Origin of the sequence: Streptoverticillium olivoreticuli subsp. olivoreticuli (genome assembly GCF_003391135.1) — a bacterium.
GTDB lineage: Bacteria > Actinomycetota > Actinomycetes > Streptomycetales > Streptomycetaceae > Streptomyces > Streptomyces blastmyceticus.
Genome location: NZ_CP031455.1, coordinates 3,606,609 through 3,621,071, shown reverse-complemented (window position 1 = coordinate 3,621,071; position 14,463 = coordinate 3,606,609). Strand labels below are relative to the sequence as shown.

Here is a 14,463-nt window from a genome sequence, read left to right as displayed (position 1 = left end):
GGTTACTCGGCGAGTTCGTGTGACGCGGTCGGCGCGGGGTGCCGGACGGCAGCCTTGACGGCCATCTCCAGGGCATGCCGGCCCATCTCCGCTGCGGCGGGGTGGGTGCAGACGGCCTCGTAAATCGCCTCGGCAGCCGCCCGCCACGCCTCCCACTGCGCTTTCCACGCCGAGTGCTGCTCGTCCGTCCACTCCGAAGTGCGCCCGTGCTCCTGGGACGCCCGCACCTTCGCGAATTCGCCATCGGCAGCGCGCTGCAAAGCGATCAGTTCGGAGGGGATATCAGTGGTGCTCTTGTCGGACATTGGAACGATTTTAGGCCACCGGGTGACGTGATCGTGTCCGTCATGCGGGGCCGAGGTGTCCTGCGACAGTGTCCCTTGAGCGCGTGCCGCTCAGCGGTGCTGAGGGTTCAGTGACGGCGGTCTTCGTAAGCTCCACGCTGGCGGCCGTTTACGGCGCAATCTATGGCCACGGTTTTCCCCACGTACGGCAAGGGGTCCCCGGGTACGGCCAGATTTTCTCCCCGCTCGCACCGAGTAATCCCGCTCGACGACGCTGGAGCGGGTGAAGAACAGCGAGGAGATCATGGAGATCCTGGAGGCTTACGACCTCACGGGGAGTTACCGCGCGGCGGCCGAGCTGGCCGGGTGCGACCACCACACGGTGGCCCGATATGTGAAGATGCGGGCGGCCGGGCAGCAGCCCGACAAGCGTCGGCACCGGGCCCGGCAGATCGACGACTATCTGCCGAAGATCGAGGAGCTGGTGGTCCGCTCGCAGGGCAAGATCCGCGCGGACGTGGTCCACAAGCGGATCGCCGCGATGGGCTTCACCGGCGGGGAACGCACCACCCGCCGCACCGTCGCTGAGGCAAAAGCCCAGTTCAGGGCCGGTCGGCGGCGGGTTTATCGGCCGTGGGTGACCGAGCCGGGGCTCTGGCTTCAGTACGATTTCGGCGACGGTCCGGTGATCAACGGACGCAAGACGACGCTGTTCTGCGCCTGGCTTGCCTGGTCGAGGTTCCGGATCGTGATCCCGATCTGGGACAAGACGCTCCCGACGGTCACCGCATGTCTGGACACGACGTTCCGCCGGATCGGCGGGATCCCGGCCTACGTGCTCACGGACAATGAGAAGACGGTCACCACCGACCACGTCGCGGGGATCGCGGTCCGCAACCCGGAGATCGTCGAGGTCGCCCGGCATTACGGCACGACGATACGCACCTGTCTGCCGGCGGATCCGGAGACCAAGGGCGGCTCGGAGTCCACGGTGAAGATAGCGAAGGCCGATCTCGTGCCGAAGGACGTGAATCTGCGCGAGCAGTACAAGAGTTTCGGTGACCTCGAATCGGCTTGCCGGCAGTTCTGCGATGAGGTCAACTCCCGTATTCACAAGGCAACTCGACGCAAGCCGGCCGAGCGACTCGCCGAGGAACAGCACCGGCTTCACCCGTTGCCGAAGAGGCCGTTCACCGCGGCGTTCGGCACCACCCGCCGGGTCTGCTGGGACGCGACAATCTCGGTCGAGGCGGTCCGCTACTCGGTTCCGCACGAGCTGATCGACACCCGGGTCTGGGCCCGCTTCCACGGCGACGAACTGATCGTCACCGCCGTCGACGAGACCGGCTCGGCCCGCGAGGTCGCCCGCCACCAGCGGGGCGAGCCCGGCAGCCCGGTCCTGGACGATGCCCACTACCCGCCCCGCGAGAACAAGGAATCCGACCGCATCCCGCGGGCCACGAGCGCGGAGGAAGCAGCGTTCCTCGCCCTCGGTCCCGGGGCGGCATCCTGGCTGATCGAGGCCGCCGCGGCTGGGGTCCGCCGGATCAAGGCGAAGATGGCCGAGGCCGTCGCGCTGGCAAAACTGCACTCCGCGGCGGAAGTGGACCGCGCGCTCGGCACCGCCGCGGTCACCGGCCGGTTCGCCGACAAGGACCTGCTGTCCATCCTCGACTACCAGGCCGTCCACGGCCCGGCCGAGCCGCATCGACGCAGCGAGGACCACTCCCTGCAGCCCGGAACCGGCGCCTGGTCCACGTTCGGGCTGTCCGCCACTTCTGATCTTCCCGAGTACGACGAAAGCGATCTCGCCTGATGGCCACCCCTCTTCGCACCGTTCCCGGCACCAACGGCGACCCGCTCGCCGAGGCCATTGAGCTGACCCGACGGCTCAAACTCCCGCACATCCGCAGGTCATTGACCGACATCATCCCGACCGCGAAGGCCCAGCGGTGGGACCCGGCCGAGGTCGTCCGCGTCCTGCTCGCCGAGGAAGCCGCCGGCCGCGACCGCGCCAACCTGCACACCCGCCGCAAGCGGGCCGGCTTCCCCACCGGCAAGACCTTCGGCGACTGGCGCGAGACCGAGTCCTCGATCCCCCGGGCCACCCAGGACGCGCTCAAGACGCTGGAGTGGGTCGGCCGCCGTGAGTCGTTTTGTATTTGTGGACCCTCGGGCACGGGCAAGAGCCACTTCACCGAGGCCCTCGGGCAGACCGCGGTCGAGGCCGGCCTGGCCGTCTCCTGGTTCACCATCGAAGACCTCGGCTCGCTGGTCCGCCGCCACCGCGCGGACGACTCCATCGCCCGAGCTCTGGCGCGGATCATCCGCTCGGATTTGATCATCGTCGACGACATCGGGCTCCTGCCGGTCTCCGAGGACGCCGCCGAGGGCTTCTACCGCTTGGTCGATGCCGCATATGAGCGACGCTCGATCGCGGTTTCGAGCAACCTTCATCCGTCCGGCTTCGACGAGATCATGCCCAAGACCTTGGCCACAGCGACTGTCGATCGCCTTCTGCACCATGCTCATGTCGTGGTCACCCAGGGTGATTCGTTCCGGCTGACCGAGGCCACCACCGGGAAGGGAGTGAAGCCCTTCAGCTGATCCACACCGACCCAAGGCGGGGAGATTATCTGGCCGCAGGCGGGGCGATCATGCCGTCCACCTGCGGGGATGTCTCAAGGCCGCCAGCGGGGCGCCACAGAAGGCCATTGACAGTTCAGGGCCCGCAGTTTCGCCCTGAAGGTCGGGTCAGGTGCGGATCGCCGGTGCCGCCCAGTGTCGAGGTCAAGGTACCCCCACACGCCCCGCTCGCCGCGTCCGCACACCATCAGGCTCATGGTCGCGCCGGGGGCATGGACGCGGGTGACCTCGTGGTAGCGGTCGCGACCGAAGCGATTGGTGCCGCCGTGCTGGTGTGTCACGCCGAGTTCGGCATGGACCTGACCATCGCTGGCCAGCCTGTAGCGGTCCTCGCCGTACCCGCCCGCCAGGATGTAGGAGTCGAAATCCCATGGGTGGGAGTGCGGGAGCGGCGTGCCGCCCGGACCGCGTAGGTCCGGGCGCAGCCAGATATTGATCTTGACCGTGGACTGCTGCGTCTCAAGGAGAGTGAGCTCGGCCCGGCTGGCAAGCCCGGACTCGTCCGGCACCAGCCACCAGGACGCGGGAGCGATGAACTGCTCCCAACCGAGCGCCAGGGCGGGCGCGTGCAAGGCGAGCCCTTCCGCAGCGGTTTCGTACATCGGCTCGTCGACGGTGAGCCCGGGAATGATGGCGGTCTACATGGAGCCGAGTGTGGGGCCGTGTCATCTCAGGCGCTAGGAGTTTCTTGTTTCCAATTCGAATTGGAAACAGGAAACAGCTCTGACCTCGGAGGTTTCCTGCCCAAGCAAGCTGCGGGCACAGTCGATTCCGCAAGGTGGCACGTGCTCAAAAGCCTGATGTCACAGGACGCGAGCGAGGGCAACCGCGCCTGACGGGCAGCCCTTTGTCTGGGGTGGTGCACGTCACCTCGGTGCCAGGACGATGGCTGTCGCGTCGTCGCGGTACCCCTTCTCGTCCTCGGTGGCTGCTGCCACGAGAGCGTCAGCCAGTCTCTGGGGATGACCTTCGTGCTCGCGTATGAGCGCCTCCATAACCTCGTGGGGGACGCTGTTGTGTAAACCGTCGCTGGCAAGGAGCGCGAGTTCGCCCGGTGGAATATGGCAGGCGTCTACGGAGCCGATTCCGCACAGGCCCAAGGAACTCCTCAGCCAGTTGTCGTGCTTCCGGGCGAGGAATTCCATCTGTTCAAGGAGTTCGACGGGCCCACCGCCGGAGTTCTGCCGGAGGTACTGCCCGACGTTGTGATCAGTGGTCCGTTGCTGGAGTGTGCTGCCGTTCCATCCGTAGGCGCGAGAGTCGCCGGTCCAGGCGATGGAGGTCGGAGCGCCCGGCTCGGCGACGGCGAGAACGGCGACACCGTCTGGGCCGGTGATCCCGCGGCCGGCTGGAGCCGCTACCAGTTCAGCGGCAGCCAGGATGCCGAGCACCGCCGTCTTCCGTGCGCCCACGCGGGCAGCCACTTCGGCGGCGATGTCCGCGAATCGGGCGACCTCGGCATCGCTGCCGATGCCGTCCACAATCGCGGCCCCCACCACCTTGGTGCCGGGGACCCGATGAATCGCCGCCCCGTCTGCGTTGACGTCGCGCACCCCCTGCCGAGTCGCCATGGCGGCAATGATCGTCGACTCCCATTCGATGGTCATGCAGACCACCGTAGGAGGAACAACGGCTCGCAGGTGCGGACTTGGTCAGCTCACAGAATGCCCGAAGCCGCCGTGAGCGGCCCCCGCCTGCGCGACAAGGGCGAACTCGCGTCGCAGACGGCTGTTACGCAGAGCACGCAACGGCCTTCCCGTTGCGTCACGGAAGGCGGCGTGCGCTCGTTCCCAGGACAGCCGGGTTCCGTCCGGCAGCGCGAACACGGGACCGGCACTGTGCCCAGCGATGATCAGCGCGAGTTCGTTGGCCGCGGCTTCCGAGACCTCGACCTCGCGGGGGCCTTCCTTCGACTCGGAGACGGCAAGGATGCGCTCCACCAGGCGTACGTCGGTGATGTCGAGGGCCAGCAGTTCATCTATCCGCACTTCGGACTCGTACAGGAGCCGCCAGAACGTACGCTGACCCAGCGGCCTGCTGGGGTCCGCGAGCAGGGTCGCGACGTCTTCCTCCGACACGTCCAGTTGTGCGGTGTCCATGATTCCCTCCGTCATACCTTCACCTGAGCCGCCAACTTACCCGGGGCCACTGACATCGACGTGCGGGTGAGCAAGCCGCGGCGCGCGGACATGCGCGGGCCGATCGCCTGGTTCAGGTGCTACCGATGCTGAATCGAATCCTCAGGGCATAGGTCACCACGCCCTCGCCGGCCGACGAGGGGTCGGTGCCGTCGTCCGCGATGAGCGCCCGGCCCCATACTCGGCCGCCCGGAACCACAAGAGGGTGCACCCACTCGCCTGTGGCTGCACGGTCGAGCAGAGCCCGCCGCACGCGGTCCGCCACCCACTCGGCCTGGTCCGTACGGCTGGCGACGACGGTCACCTGGTACACGAGATGGGCATCTTCGGACCGATCGCCCAGCAGTGCGCCGTCGAAGTCCCCGCCGAGGGGGTACAGCACCAGGTACGGCAGCAGCACCGGGGTCCCGCCGACCGTGGGCAGGGCGCCGACGCCGCACGATTTCCCCACAGCTTCGCTGAGCATCGCCCGCACGGCCTCGGTGACGGGCGCGCGGTTGATCACTCGTCGGCTCCGTTGGCGAAGTCGGCACCAGCGGACGCCTCGATGGCGGCGGCGCCGTACCGGCACATGCCCAGCGCGTCCCACTCGGCGAGGCCCGGGGTGGTGAAGACGGTCAGGTTGCGCTCGCCGTCGTCGTCCAGGATCTCGGCTATCACGACGGCGCGAGCCAGCATGCCCAGCTCGGCTTCGCCGAACACCATGGCCAGGGAGGCTTCCAGGTCCTTGCAGAGCCAGTTCACAGCACCGCCCTGACTGCTGTGCCGAGCTCGCGCACGATCTTCGGCCCGGCTTCTTGGACGGCGGGGCCCAGGTGCGGGAAGGGCGGCTGGTGGTAGACACGGCCGAGTGAGTCGGCTCCGGCGAAGCCGTACTCCAACCGTCGCGCCTGCGGGGCGGAGCTGCCCACCACCCCGGTCACCAGCGGCCCGGCCCCGGATACCTCCGCCTGCCACGACGCCCGGTACCGGCCCGTGACGATGTTGGGTCCGGGCCGGCCGGAGGCGTTCTGCTGCACGCTGGACTTCAGCGACTGCGCGCTGTGCTCCATCGCCGTGTGCACGGCCGCCATGGCGGCGACGCCGTTGCGCGTCAACGCTGCGGCCAGCGCGGCCGGACTCGTGAAAGTGCCGCCGCTCATGCCGTGTTCACCTCCCTGTTGTGTTCCTCCAGCCAGACGGTGCGCAGCACGGGGATCGATGAGACCTCGCCGAGCGCGGCGACCCGGTACGTGCGGCCCACCGCCTGGTCATCCCGGGACTTCGCCACGCGCACCGTGTCCCCTTCCCGGAGCTCCTCTGCGCCGAGCGGCAGCAGCATCCGGTACCCGGTCCGCACCTCGTCGACCCACGCGCCGTCGTGCCCGCTGCGTGCCCGGATGCGCTCCCGGCCCCGGTACAGGCCCGCCTTGCCCGAGTGCACCACCCGCGGGTCGGCGGGCACGAGATCACCCGTCGCCGTGTCCAGGACATCCTCGCCCGTACCGCGCGTCACCAGCACCTGGTCCGACATCAGGTGCCGCTCCGTGAACGCGGAGACGCCCTTGACGTCAAGCACCAGCAGCCCACTCCCGCAGCTGCGACAGGACGCCGCGGGTCAGCTCGCCCGGCCCCCCGTCGAGATCATCACGGGCCAGCACCGCGGCATCGAGCTGCCGCCAGTCGAAGCTGCCGAGGAAGTCGAGGACAACATGCCGGAGGTCCGCCGGCTCGGCGACGACTTCGGCCAGGCCCTCGAACTCCAGGCCCTTCCAGCCCGGCTGTATATACAGCGTGACCTCCGGGCCGCCGTCCACGGTCTGCGTGATGCGGTACGCCTCGACACCGCTGGCAACGTCGTGCCCGTCGACCTCGATCGCGACCGGGGCGTCGGGGCGAGGGGCGCAGATGCGGACGCTGCGGGATTCGGGATAGCTGCTCATGAGGCCGACCATAGGTACGCGAAGCGCGAATCCGGCCGTTGCGTCCTGCCGTTGGACGCCCGCGGACCAGCCCCTGGGCAGATCGCGAGTGCGCGCGCGGCGAGGAGGAGGCCGATCACGGTTCCCGCCTCCGTGATCCTCCCGTCCAGGCGCGGCTCAACGATGTATGCGCGTCTATGCGGCATTCATGGGATCGGCGATGTACTGCTCGCGCAGGGCGTTCGGTATACGCCCGCGGGCAGCGACCTTGACGCGGCGCCGCTTCGCCCAGGCGCGGATGTCGCTCGTGGTCGGCTCGACGGTCTTCACCTTGGGCGTGGCCCTGGTTGCCTGCCGGGGAGCAGTGGCGGCGCGCCGGGGCCGTCCGGCCGTGAAGTAAGGCGCCAGCTTCTCCTCCAGTTCGGCATAGGAGTCGTCGCTCAGGTCGATGACGACGCGGCGGTTATCGAGCGCGATCACGCGCTCTTTAACGGTCTCGTCGCGCTCCTCGGTGAGGTCGTCCACGAGGTAGGTATCAACGCGCTTGGACATGAGAGTTTCCCTTCCGTTCGGCGCAGAACGTACCTCACCGATTTCAATTAGCCACCGTTTTCGTGGCAGTTCAGGTAGTTGTGGCTAAGGTATTGCTAATCCGGAAGAGAGTCATCGTGGGCCGGTTGCTTGTCCGTCCGCGATGAGGTTCCACATGGTTCGGCGCATGCGTGCCATCAACGGCCCTGACACCAATCGGCGTTGCGAGGCAAAGCGTCCGGTCAAACGCGTAATGGGAGTACCCAGGCTGGCCGTGCTGGCGCCTACCTGCGGCGGCGCGGGCATAGGACCACGGTGGTGAGCAGCTCGCGCCCGGCAGCCGGAGTGTCATCCGGGGCTGTATCGGAGGCCACGGCGGCGATGCGGCGTTCCAGCGCGGACACGTTGGCTGTCTGGTCGACGGTGACTACGCCGTTGACGGATACCTTCAGCGGTTCGGCCAGAAGTTTCGCCAGCCGCTCGTTGAGGATTTCCAGCGCGACGGCGCGCGCCGAGCGAAGACGCAAATACCGGCTCTGAAGGTCGGTCGGGTCAGTGTCCGGGCCGAGCTGCGCCAGCAGCCAGCTCATGGTGTCGCTGTTCACAAGGGAAGGCGCTTTCGTGGGGAAGGAGTGGCCGGGAGAAGCAGGTGCTTCTCCCGGCCGCAGCGGTGGTCGGTCAGTCGTTGTCGGGTGTCGAAGCGGACTTCCGGCCGGTCTTCCTCTCCGTCCCGAGGACGGGAACCCGGTTGCCGTGCCAGCAGGCCGGGTTGGTGATCTGGCTGGCGATATCCAGGTCGGTGACCTCGGTGCCGGGCGTGAGGATCAGCGGGATACGGGCAACGGGGTCAAGGACATGGACGGCGACGGCGAGGGTGCCGAGCGCCTTACCCTGGGCGTCGGTCACAGGACCTTCGCCGCGATGTGGCAGTCCGGCGAGTACAGCACGGGCATCGCGCAGGCTGCGCCCTTGGTCCAGATCTGTACCGGGTCGTCCTCGACGTCGCGGGTGACGATGATGCCGGGGGCGTCCTCGCGCTCGATCGCCGGGGTTGTGCCGCGCGACAGGGCCAGGGACTCCGCGGTGGTCCCGTACTGCGTTTCGCCCCACTTCGTACGGTCCGGCGGCAGCATGATCCAGCGGTCCTCGGGCAGCACCCGCTTGGACACGTTGTTCTGCCACACCTGGGCACGGTAGAAGGTCACCGGCGGCAGACCATAGGTGCCGCGCACGCTGTTGACCTGCTCCGGGTTCAGCGTCGCCGTCGGGGTCTGCCCGCCCGCCGGCGTGCCGTAGTACGCGGCCCGGTAGGCCATGTTGGACGCCAGATGCGACCACGCCTTCTGGGAGGTGAGCACCATCTCCGGGGCCGGGGCGCCGATGTCGTCGAGGTAGGACATCCATCGCAGCTCATCCGCGATCGGGTCCGACGACGGATCACTCCACGGCTTGGCCGCGGTCGGCATGTTCGCGGCCGGCACCTTGTAATCCACCTCGACCGTCAGACCGTTCTCGCCGGTGAGGGAGAACTTGCCGTCGAGCAGCACATCGGCGGCGGCCAGTTCGAGACGGGACCGGATCGCCTCCACGTGGCGCTCGACATCGTCGTACAGCAGCTCCACCAGACGATCGTCGTCGGCGCCCCGGGAGGCGTCGAGGAGCAGCTGCTCCAGCTCCGTCACGACCAACTTCTGGCCGAGCGCGGGCAGCATGCCCTCGACCTGCGTGGTCTCCGCCTGCCGCTGCGCGAACGGCACGGAGGCGTCGTAGGCACGGTACGAGGCCGCGTTCACACGCCTCTTCGACTGCCGGATACGCCACTTGACGTCCTTGACCTGCCGCTCGGCGAAGACGGTATTGGTCAGCAGGAAGTCAGCGGGCGTGGGAACGTTGCGCGCGTACACGGTCAGGTCCGTGGTCGACACACCCTTGAGAAGGTCCGCGACGCTCATGCGGCCGCCTCACCGAGGAAGCGGATCTGCGGGCTGGCGGGGTGCGGGGCGATCTTCGCGGGGTCGATGCCGCCGGGGATGTGGCCCGTGTGCACCGAGCCGTGCCAGTACAGGGCAGCAGGAATGTTCCTGCTGCCCGGGGTGTACGGGGCCTCGGTGTACACCAGGCCGGCGAGGAGCTGGCGGCCGTCCTTGGCCTCCGGGTCGTACGGGCCGTACAGGCCGGATGCGACGATCCGGGCGACCGGGACGCCGGAGCGGACGTACCCGTACGGCTGGCCCGGCTCGGGCTCGGTGAAGTGGACGCCCTTGGCGAACGTGCTCAGGTCGAGAGTGATGGTCTCCGTGGAATCGGTGCCGTGCCGAGATGCGAGCCAGTCGCGGTCAGCGGTCACCGTCACGGAGGTGGTGTACGGCTGAATGGTCACGCCGTCCTCCTGGTGGATCAAAAGGCGGTCGCGCCCTCACCAGAGGCGGTGGAACGGTCCACGAAGAAAGGGGCGTGGTCCCCGAAGAGACAGGCCGCGTACGGCCTGACGGTCAGGTCGTCGGCGGCAGGAGCCCGCGGCGGCGCGCCATCTCCAGCCCGGCTGCGCCCGGTGTGTGGGAGACCCCGGGCGAGCGCGGCGGCGGAACGGACGCGGGAGCACCAGCAGGAGCCGGAACGGCCGGCAGGTGTGCGGTGGTGCGGGCGAACAGCTCGGGGCGGCGGGCGGCGAGCTGGCCCACCGCATCGGCGAGCTGGGCGTCGTCGGCGTCGTCCTCGACCCGCAGCAGAGTCATCGCGTCGTCCAGGTCCTGGCCCTTCGCACCCGCCTCGGCCAGGTGGGCGCGCCGAATCGCCGCACGTTCACGAGCCTCCGCCGCAGCCTCCCGGGCCACCAGCGTCTTCTCCCGCTCGGTGAACATCGCCTCGCGGTACTGCGCGTCGCTCAGCTCATCCTGCTGGGCCTTGCGGACGACAGAGACGTACTGCTCTAGGGCCTCGGAGTCGGAGAAGCCGAGCCGCTCGACCAGGGATCGGACCGCAGCCCGGCCTCCCTGGTCCTTCTCGCGCGCCAGCATCGTGGCCAGCCGATCCTGGCTGACCGTGAGCTCGGCGGGCGGGGTGTCCTTCGGATCTGTCGAGGTGCCGGTCATGAATGCGTGCTGCTCCCACACAACGGCCCCGCGCCACTGGCGAGTGTACGGAAACGAACGCCACACGCCATTTGCATGCGCTGTGCGGCACCGGCGGAGAGGGGAGGCCGGGTGGCAGACCCACCCCCGGCTGGCCGGGATAGCACTGGCATGATCCACATCATGTCTGACCTCGCAAAACATCCCGTACCCTCGCCAGACGTGCAGGGGGCAGCGATCCGGAAGAAGTGGTGGAAACGCCGACCGGTCGTCCTGTGGGGCGCAGCCGCAGCTGCGTGCGCTGCCGGGGCCACCAGCGTCCTGCTGTGGAAGTCGTGGGTGGACCGCACGCCGTTCACCGCCACCATCGTCTCCGCCTCCGCGGATGCCTACATCCGCGACGGCGGTCACGGTCGGGCGGGCGAGGAGTGCACGCCCAATGCCGCTGGTGAGACCGTCGTCATCTTCGACAAGAGCGGGAAGCACAAGCTCGCCGAGGCGATCACCAGCCGGACCGGGCAGCGGCTGCCCGACTCCTACGGTGACTTCGCCGGATACTGCTACGAGGTGACCCGAGTGGAGAACGTGCCCGGCGGCGAAGGCACCTACAAGATCCAGACCGGGGGCGGCACCATCTCTTCCATGTCCGAAGACGACCTCCGCCTCTCGGCGAATGAACAACGCCAGGGCTTCAAGAAGACGCGCATCCCAGCCGACGACTAGGACGTGCCGGGCGAGTCGGAACGCGACCGGCTGATGGTCGGGCACGTCCAGCAGTGCGCGTTGCCGGGTGGGGTCTGGCCGTCGGCACGGTGATCGGCCTCCTGGCATTCCTGCCCGCGCACCTCCGCTGAGCGAGCGGACGGGCAACCCCGATCGGTCAACCACCCAAGAGCGGGCCGAGGGCAGAGCAGATCCGTCGATCAGGGTTCCTACGCCGCCTCGGCCCGGTCACGTTGGGGCCCGCCAGGCCGGTCGTCCGGCGAGTCCTCCTTACCCTCCTGCCGCTTTTCCTCGGACGCCGTCGTCGACTCGTGCGGCTCGGCACTCGGGGCTCGGCGGGCGTCGATGCGCTCGACTTCCTCCCGGGCGTCCTCGATCGGGTACCCGGCGTCCTGGAGCATCCGGATACCGGTCTCCAGGGATAGCACCCCGGCGCTCACGCCCTTGATCACCTCGTCCAGGATGGCGGCCCGGTCGGTGGGGGTGTGCGGGCCGAACACCAGGCGGGCCGGGAGCGGCGGGCCCGCTGGCCAGCCCTCGGCCTGCCCGGCCTGGTGAAGGCGCTGCACCATCTTCAGCAGCAGTGCGTACTTGTGGGCCCGCGCGAGCCGCATGGCGTCGACGAGGGAGTCGAGGGGGCCGAGGCTGAGCTGGAGGGCGTAGCCGCTGGGCACGTCGGACGGGTCCACGGTGCCCAAGCTGACGGCGGGCAACCGGGCGTTGACGGCGGCCCGTTCGCGAAGCTCCTCGACCCGGGCACGGAGTTCGGCGAGTTGGCCGGAGGTGTCGAGGACGTCCATGCGCCCGCCGTCGGCGAGCTGGAAGACCGTGCCGGGCGCGATGTCCAGCGGCTTGGGGCGGCCGGTGATCCGGTCGACCTCGGCGTGGGACCCGGCGAGCGCGATGATCGGGGCGCCGGTGGTGGCCGAGGCGCGGGCCGAGTCGGTGTCGGTCTCGGCAAGTTCGTCCAGGGCCTGGAAGACCTTGGCGAGGGAGGACTGTCCGAAGTGCTCGCCGTCCGCGATGGTGTTGCTGATGTGTACGACCGGCAGGAAGTCGATCCGCAGGTCCAGGCGGTTGAGGACCGTGCCATCGGCGCGCTCGCGGAAGCGGGCCTTGCCGAGGGGAAAGTCGTCGAGGGCCTGCCCGTGCCGTAGGTCCTCAAGGAGCCATTCCGCGTCGGTCAGGTAGCAGGTGACAGTGGACGCCTTGTCGGGTGCCCACGGGTACGTGCGGACTATTCGGCCGGTGGCCGTGTCGAAGACGTCGCCGGGCCCTGCCACCGTGGCCTCCGCGTCCGCGGGGACGTCGGGCCCCTGCCGGTCCGCGCCGTTGGCGGCGTCGGGGCGAGCGGCGGGTTCGATCGGGCCGAGCTCGTAGGTGATCCGGCGCACCCGTGCCTTGATGCCGTGCTTGGGGTCCTCGGGGATCTCCCACGCCAGGTGGGCGCGGTTCGGGTAGCCGCCCGGGTCGGCGTCGTCCTCGATGACGGGGAAGTAGAAGCCGGGGTCGAAGGTCTGCAGGCGGGCCCGGCCCTTCTCCGGGTCCCACGCCAGCAGGTACACGCCGTCGCCGAGGAGGACGGTCTTGCGCTCGCAGGCCTGCATCCGCAGCGGCAGCAGCTCGGCCTCCGCCCACTCGCGCAGCCGCTCCTGCGTCGCTGCCGCCGCTACTGCCTCTGGGGTGGCCTGGTCGTCCTTGGCGTGCTCGGCCCCGGGAACCACGATCTGCTGCGTCTTGCCGATGACGTGCGCGAGGGTGGTGTCCACGAACGAGGACGGGTCACCGAACTCGCGCCGCTCGGCCGCCTCCGCGTTCCCCGCGAGCGCCGCCAGCTCCCCGGCCTGGTTGGAGTCGTAGGCCGCGAGGAGCTTGTACGCGGCCAGGCGGCGCACCGCCTCGGGCGGCAGCCACGTCGCCTGGACCTCCGGCGCCAGCGCACGGTGCGGCCGGCCGTCGTACGTGGAGGCCATCACCGGCTTGTAGTTCAGCCACGACCAGGCGTCGGTCAGAAAACGGGGCAGGCCCACCAGCAGCATCCGTCTCGTCGGCCCCACGCCCGCCTTCAGCGTAGGTGTACCCGCGCTCTGTACTGGGGGCACGGCGGCGTGGGACGCTGCGGCGGTGGATCTGGTCCGGCACCGCACCGCCAGCCTGTATCTCTTCGCCCGCTTCGGTGACACGTGGCGGCTGGGCGTCATCGAGCACCCCCGTCACGGCGGCTGGATGGTCGCCGGCGGTCACATAGACCCCGGCGAGCGGCCCGAGCAGGCCGCGCTGCGAGAGACCGTCGAGGAGACCGGCTACCGGGCCCGGCTCCTGCCGCCTGCCGGGTACGCGCTGCCCGCGGACTACCCGCACCCCGAGACCGGCGCCGAGGCGTGCGTCGACGGAGCGCCCTGGTGGACGGTGAGCATGCCCGCCGCAGCCGACGGCCAGCACCCCGAACGGCACGTGCACCTCGACCACATCCACGTTGGAGTCGTCGACCGGCCGTACGGCCCCGTCGGCCGCCGCGAGCACCCGTTCCGCTGGATCACCGCCGACGAGCTGGCCGTCCTGGACGCGCCCGCGGACACCCGCATCCTCGGCGAGGCCCTGCACGAACTCGTGCCTCCCACGGCCGCCGCCCAGCGCGCCTGCCCCGCCCGGGACGAGGCCCTGCGCAACGAACTGCTGCGCCGCGGCGACGTCGACCAAGCGTTCCGCAACGCCCTGCGCGACACGGTCACGGACGACGTTGCCGCGCGCTGGGCGGCCATGGACAACGACAACACCCACTGGCTCAAGGGCGTCATCGAACAGGTGGGGTGGCCCGGGCGGGCGCTGTGTGGCGACGACGGCGCGGACGCGGCCTGGCTTCTGGCGCAGCACGCCGACCGGCAACCCCACCTCCAGGAGCAGTGGGTGAACCTGCTTGCCGAGGCGGTTACCGGCGGCGACGCCGCACCGTGGCAGCTCGCCTTCCTCGAAGACCGCATCTCCGTTCGGACCGAGGGCAGCCAGTGGTTCGGTACGCAGTTCCGCCGGCCACCGGGCGGCGACTGGGAGCCCTCCCCGATCCGCGAGCCCGGCGATGTCGACGAGCGTAGGGCCGAGGTCGGCCTGAACCCGGTCGCTGAACGAGCCAAGGAGATCGCCGAAGCCAACCCGCGGAAGCCGTAAGGAG

At 69.3% G+C, this 14,463-nt stretch carries 20 protein-coding genes; 4 read left to right on the top strand and 16 right to left on the bottom strand.

The window, feature by feature from the left end; genetic code table 11:
* Positions 1 to 2: 2 nt before the first annotated feature.
* Positions 3 to 305: a hypothetical protein gene (locus tag DXZ73_RS15620; RefSeq protein WP_116211606.1), complete on the bottom strand. Its 303-nt coding sequence runs from the start codon at positions 303 to 305 to the stop codon at positions 3 to 5.
* A 262-nt stretch (positions 306 to 567) separates the two neighbouring features.
* Here DXZ73_RS15620 and istA point away from each other — a divergent pair, with 262 nt between their 5' ends.
* Positions 568 to 2,100 (top strand): IS21 family transposase, encoded by a 1,533-nt coding sequence (gene istA / locus DXZ73_RS15615; protein WP_116211605.1) that lies wholly within the window; start codon positions 568 to 570, stop codon positions 2,098 to 2,100.
* Complete coding sequence (istB, locus tag DXZ73_RS15610) at positions 2,100 to 2,891, top strand: IS21-like element helper ATPase IstB (protein WP_116211604.1); 792 nt, start codon at positions 2,100 to 2,102, stop codon at positions 2,889 to 2,891. Before istA ends, istB begins: the two co-directional genes overlap by 1 nt.
* Before the next feature lie 74 nt (positions 2,892 to 2,965).
* On the opposite strand, the gene DXZ73_RS15605 is transcribed toward istB, so the two are convergent.
* The 14 genes from DXZ73_RS15605 to DXZ73_RS15540 all read right to left on the bottom strand — a co-directional run bounded on the left by DXZ73_RS15605 (position 2,966) and on the right by DXZ73_RS15540 (position 10,592).
* Entirely contained in the window at positions 2,966 to 3,532 is a 567-nt protein-coding gene (locus DXZ73_RS15605; RefSeq protein ID WP_116211603.1) for a hypothetical protein, read from the bottom strand.
* A gap of 264 nt (positions 3,533 to 3,796) precedes the next feature.
* A complete protein-coding gene (locus DXZ73_RS15600; RefSeq protein ID WP_116211602.1) occupies positions 3,797 to 4,537 on the bottom strand; it encodes a PP2C family protein-serine/threonine phosphatase in 741 nt (246 codons plus the stop codon).
* Positions 4,538 to 4,582: 45 nt separating this feature from the next.
* Positions 4,583 to 5,029 carry a tyrosine-type recombinase/integrase gene (locus tag DXZ73_RS15595; RefSeq protein ID WP_162890198.1) on the bottom strand — a complete coding sequence of 149 codons (447 nt, stop codon included), beginning with the start codon at positions 5,027 to 5,029 and terminating at the stop codon, positions 4,583 to 4,585.
* Between the two features lie 112 nt (positions 5,030 to 5,141).
* Positions 5,142 to 5,573 (bottom strand): DUF3168 domain-containing protein, encoded by a 432-nt coding sequence (locus DXZ73_RS15590; RefSeq protein WP_116211600.1) that lies wholly within the window; start codon positions 5,571 to 5,573, stop codon positions 5,142 to 5,144.
* Positions 5,570 to 5,812, bottom strand: a complete 243-nt coding sequence (locus DXZ73_RS15585) for a hypothetical protein (RefSeq protein ID WP_116211599.1) — start codon at positions 5,810 to 5,812, stop codon at positions 5,570 to 5,572. Before DXZ73_RS15585 ends, DXZ73_RS15590 begins: the two co-directional genes overlap by 4 nt.
* On the bottom strand, positions 5,809 to 6,210 hold the full coding sequence (locus DXZ73_RS15580; RefSeq protein ID WP_116211598.1) for an HK97 gp10 family phage protein: 402 nt from the start codon (positions 6,208 to 6,210) through the stop codon (positions 5,809 to 5,811). The genes DXZ73_RS15585 and DXZ73_RS15580 overlap by 4 nt, the downstream gene beginning before the upstream one ends.
* Positions 6,207 to 6,626, bottom strand: coding sequence for a DUF6093 family protein (locus DXZ73_RS15575; RefSeq protein WP_116211597.1), 420 nt, complete (start codon positions 6,624 to 6,626; stop codon positions 6,207 to 6,209). The genes DXZ73_RS15580 and DXZ73_RS15575 overlap by 4 nt, the downstream gene beginning before the upstream one ends.
* Positions 6,619 to 6,990, bottom strand: a complete 372-nt coding sequence (locus DXZ73_RS15570; protein ID WP_162890197.1) for a hypothetical protein — start codon at positions 6,988 to 6,990, stop codon at positions 6,619 to 6,621. Before DXZ73_RS15570 ends, DXZ73_RS15575 begins: the two co-directional genes overlap by 8 nt.
* 174 nt (positions 6,991 to 7,164) lie before the next feature.
* Complete coding sequence (locus DXZ73_RS15565) at positions 7,165 to 7,521, bottom strand: Lsr2 dimerization domain-containing protein (RefSeq protein ID WP_116211595.1); 357 nt, start codon at positions 7,519 to 7,521, stop codon at positions 7,165 to 7,167.
* A gap of 263 nt (positions 7,522 to 7,784) precedes the next feature.
* Positions 7,785 to 8,105 carry a hypothetical protein gene (locus DXZ73_RS15560; RefSeq protein WP_240351359.1) on the bottom strand — a complete coding sequence of 107 codons (321 nt, stop codon included), beginning with the start codon at positions 8,103 to 8,105 and terminating at the stop codon, positions 7,785 to 7,787.
* A 73-nt stretch (positions 8,106 to 8,178) separates the two neighbouring features.
* Positions 8,179 to 8,406 (bottom strand): hypothetical protein, encoded by a 228-nt coding sequence (locus DXZ73_RS15555; RefSeq protein WP_116211594.1) that lies wholly within the window; start codon positions 8,404 to 8,406, stop codon positions 8,179 to 8,181.
* On the bottom strand, positions 8,403 to 9,452 hold the full coding sequence (locus tag DXZ73_RS15550) for a major capsid protein (protein ID WP_116211593.1): 1,050 nt from the start codon (positions 9,450 to 9,452) through the stop codon (positions 8,403 to 8,405). Before DXZ73_RS15550 ends, DXZ73_RS15555 begins: the two co-directional genes overlap by 4 nt.
* Complete coding sequence (locus tag DXZ73_RS15545; protein ID WP_240351358.1) at positions 9,449 to 9,880, bottom strand: head decoration protein; 432 nt, start codon at positions 9,878 to 9,880, stop codon at positions 9,449 to 9,451. The genes DXZ73_RS15550 and DXZ73_RS15545 overlap by 4 nt, the downstream gene beginning before the upstream one ends.
* Positions 9,881 to 9,992: 112 nt before the next feature.
* Complete coding sequence (locus DXZ73_RS15540) at positions 9,993 to 10,592, bottom strand: hypothetical protein (protein ID WP_116211592.1); 600 nt, start codon at positions 10,590 to 10,592, stop codon at positions 9,993 to 9,995.
* A gap of 201 nt (positions 10,593 to 10,793) precedes the next feature.
* Here DXZ73_RS15540 and DXZ73_RS15535 point away from each other — a divergent pair, with 201 nt between their 5' ends.
* Positions 10,794 to 11,294: a hypothetical protein gene (locus tag DXZ73_RS15535; RefSeq protein WP_162890196.1), complete on the top strand. Its 501-nt coding sequence runs from the start codon at positions 10,794 to 10,796 to the stop codon at positions 11,292 to 11,294.
* Between the two features lie 209 nt (positions 11,295 to 11,503).
* On the opposite strand, the gene DXZ73_RS15530 is transcribed toward DXZ73_RS15535, so the two are convergent.
* Positions 11,504 to 13,351, bottom strand: coding sequence for a hypothetical protein (locus DXZ73_RS15530; RefSeq protein WP_162890195.1), 1,848 nt, complete (start codon positions 13,349 to 13,351; stop codon positions 11,504 to 11,506).
* Between the two features lie 67 nt (positions 13,352 to 13,418).
* Here DXZ73_RS15530 and DXZ73_RS15525 point away from each other — a divergent pair, with 67 nt between their 5' ends.
* Positions 13,419 to 14,459 carry a DUF6624 domain-containing protein gene (locus DXZ73_RS15525; RefSeq protein WP_162890194.1) on the top strand — a complete coding sequence of 347 codons (1,041 nt, stop codon included), beginning with the start codon at positions 13,419 to 13,421 and terminating at the stop codon, positions 14,457 to 14,459.
* Positions 14,460 to 14,463 lie beyond the last annotated feature (4 nt).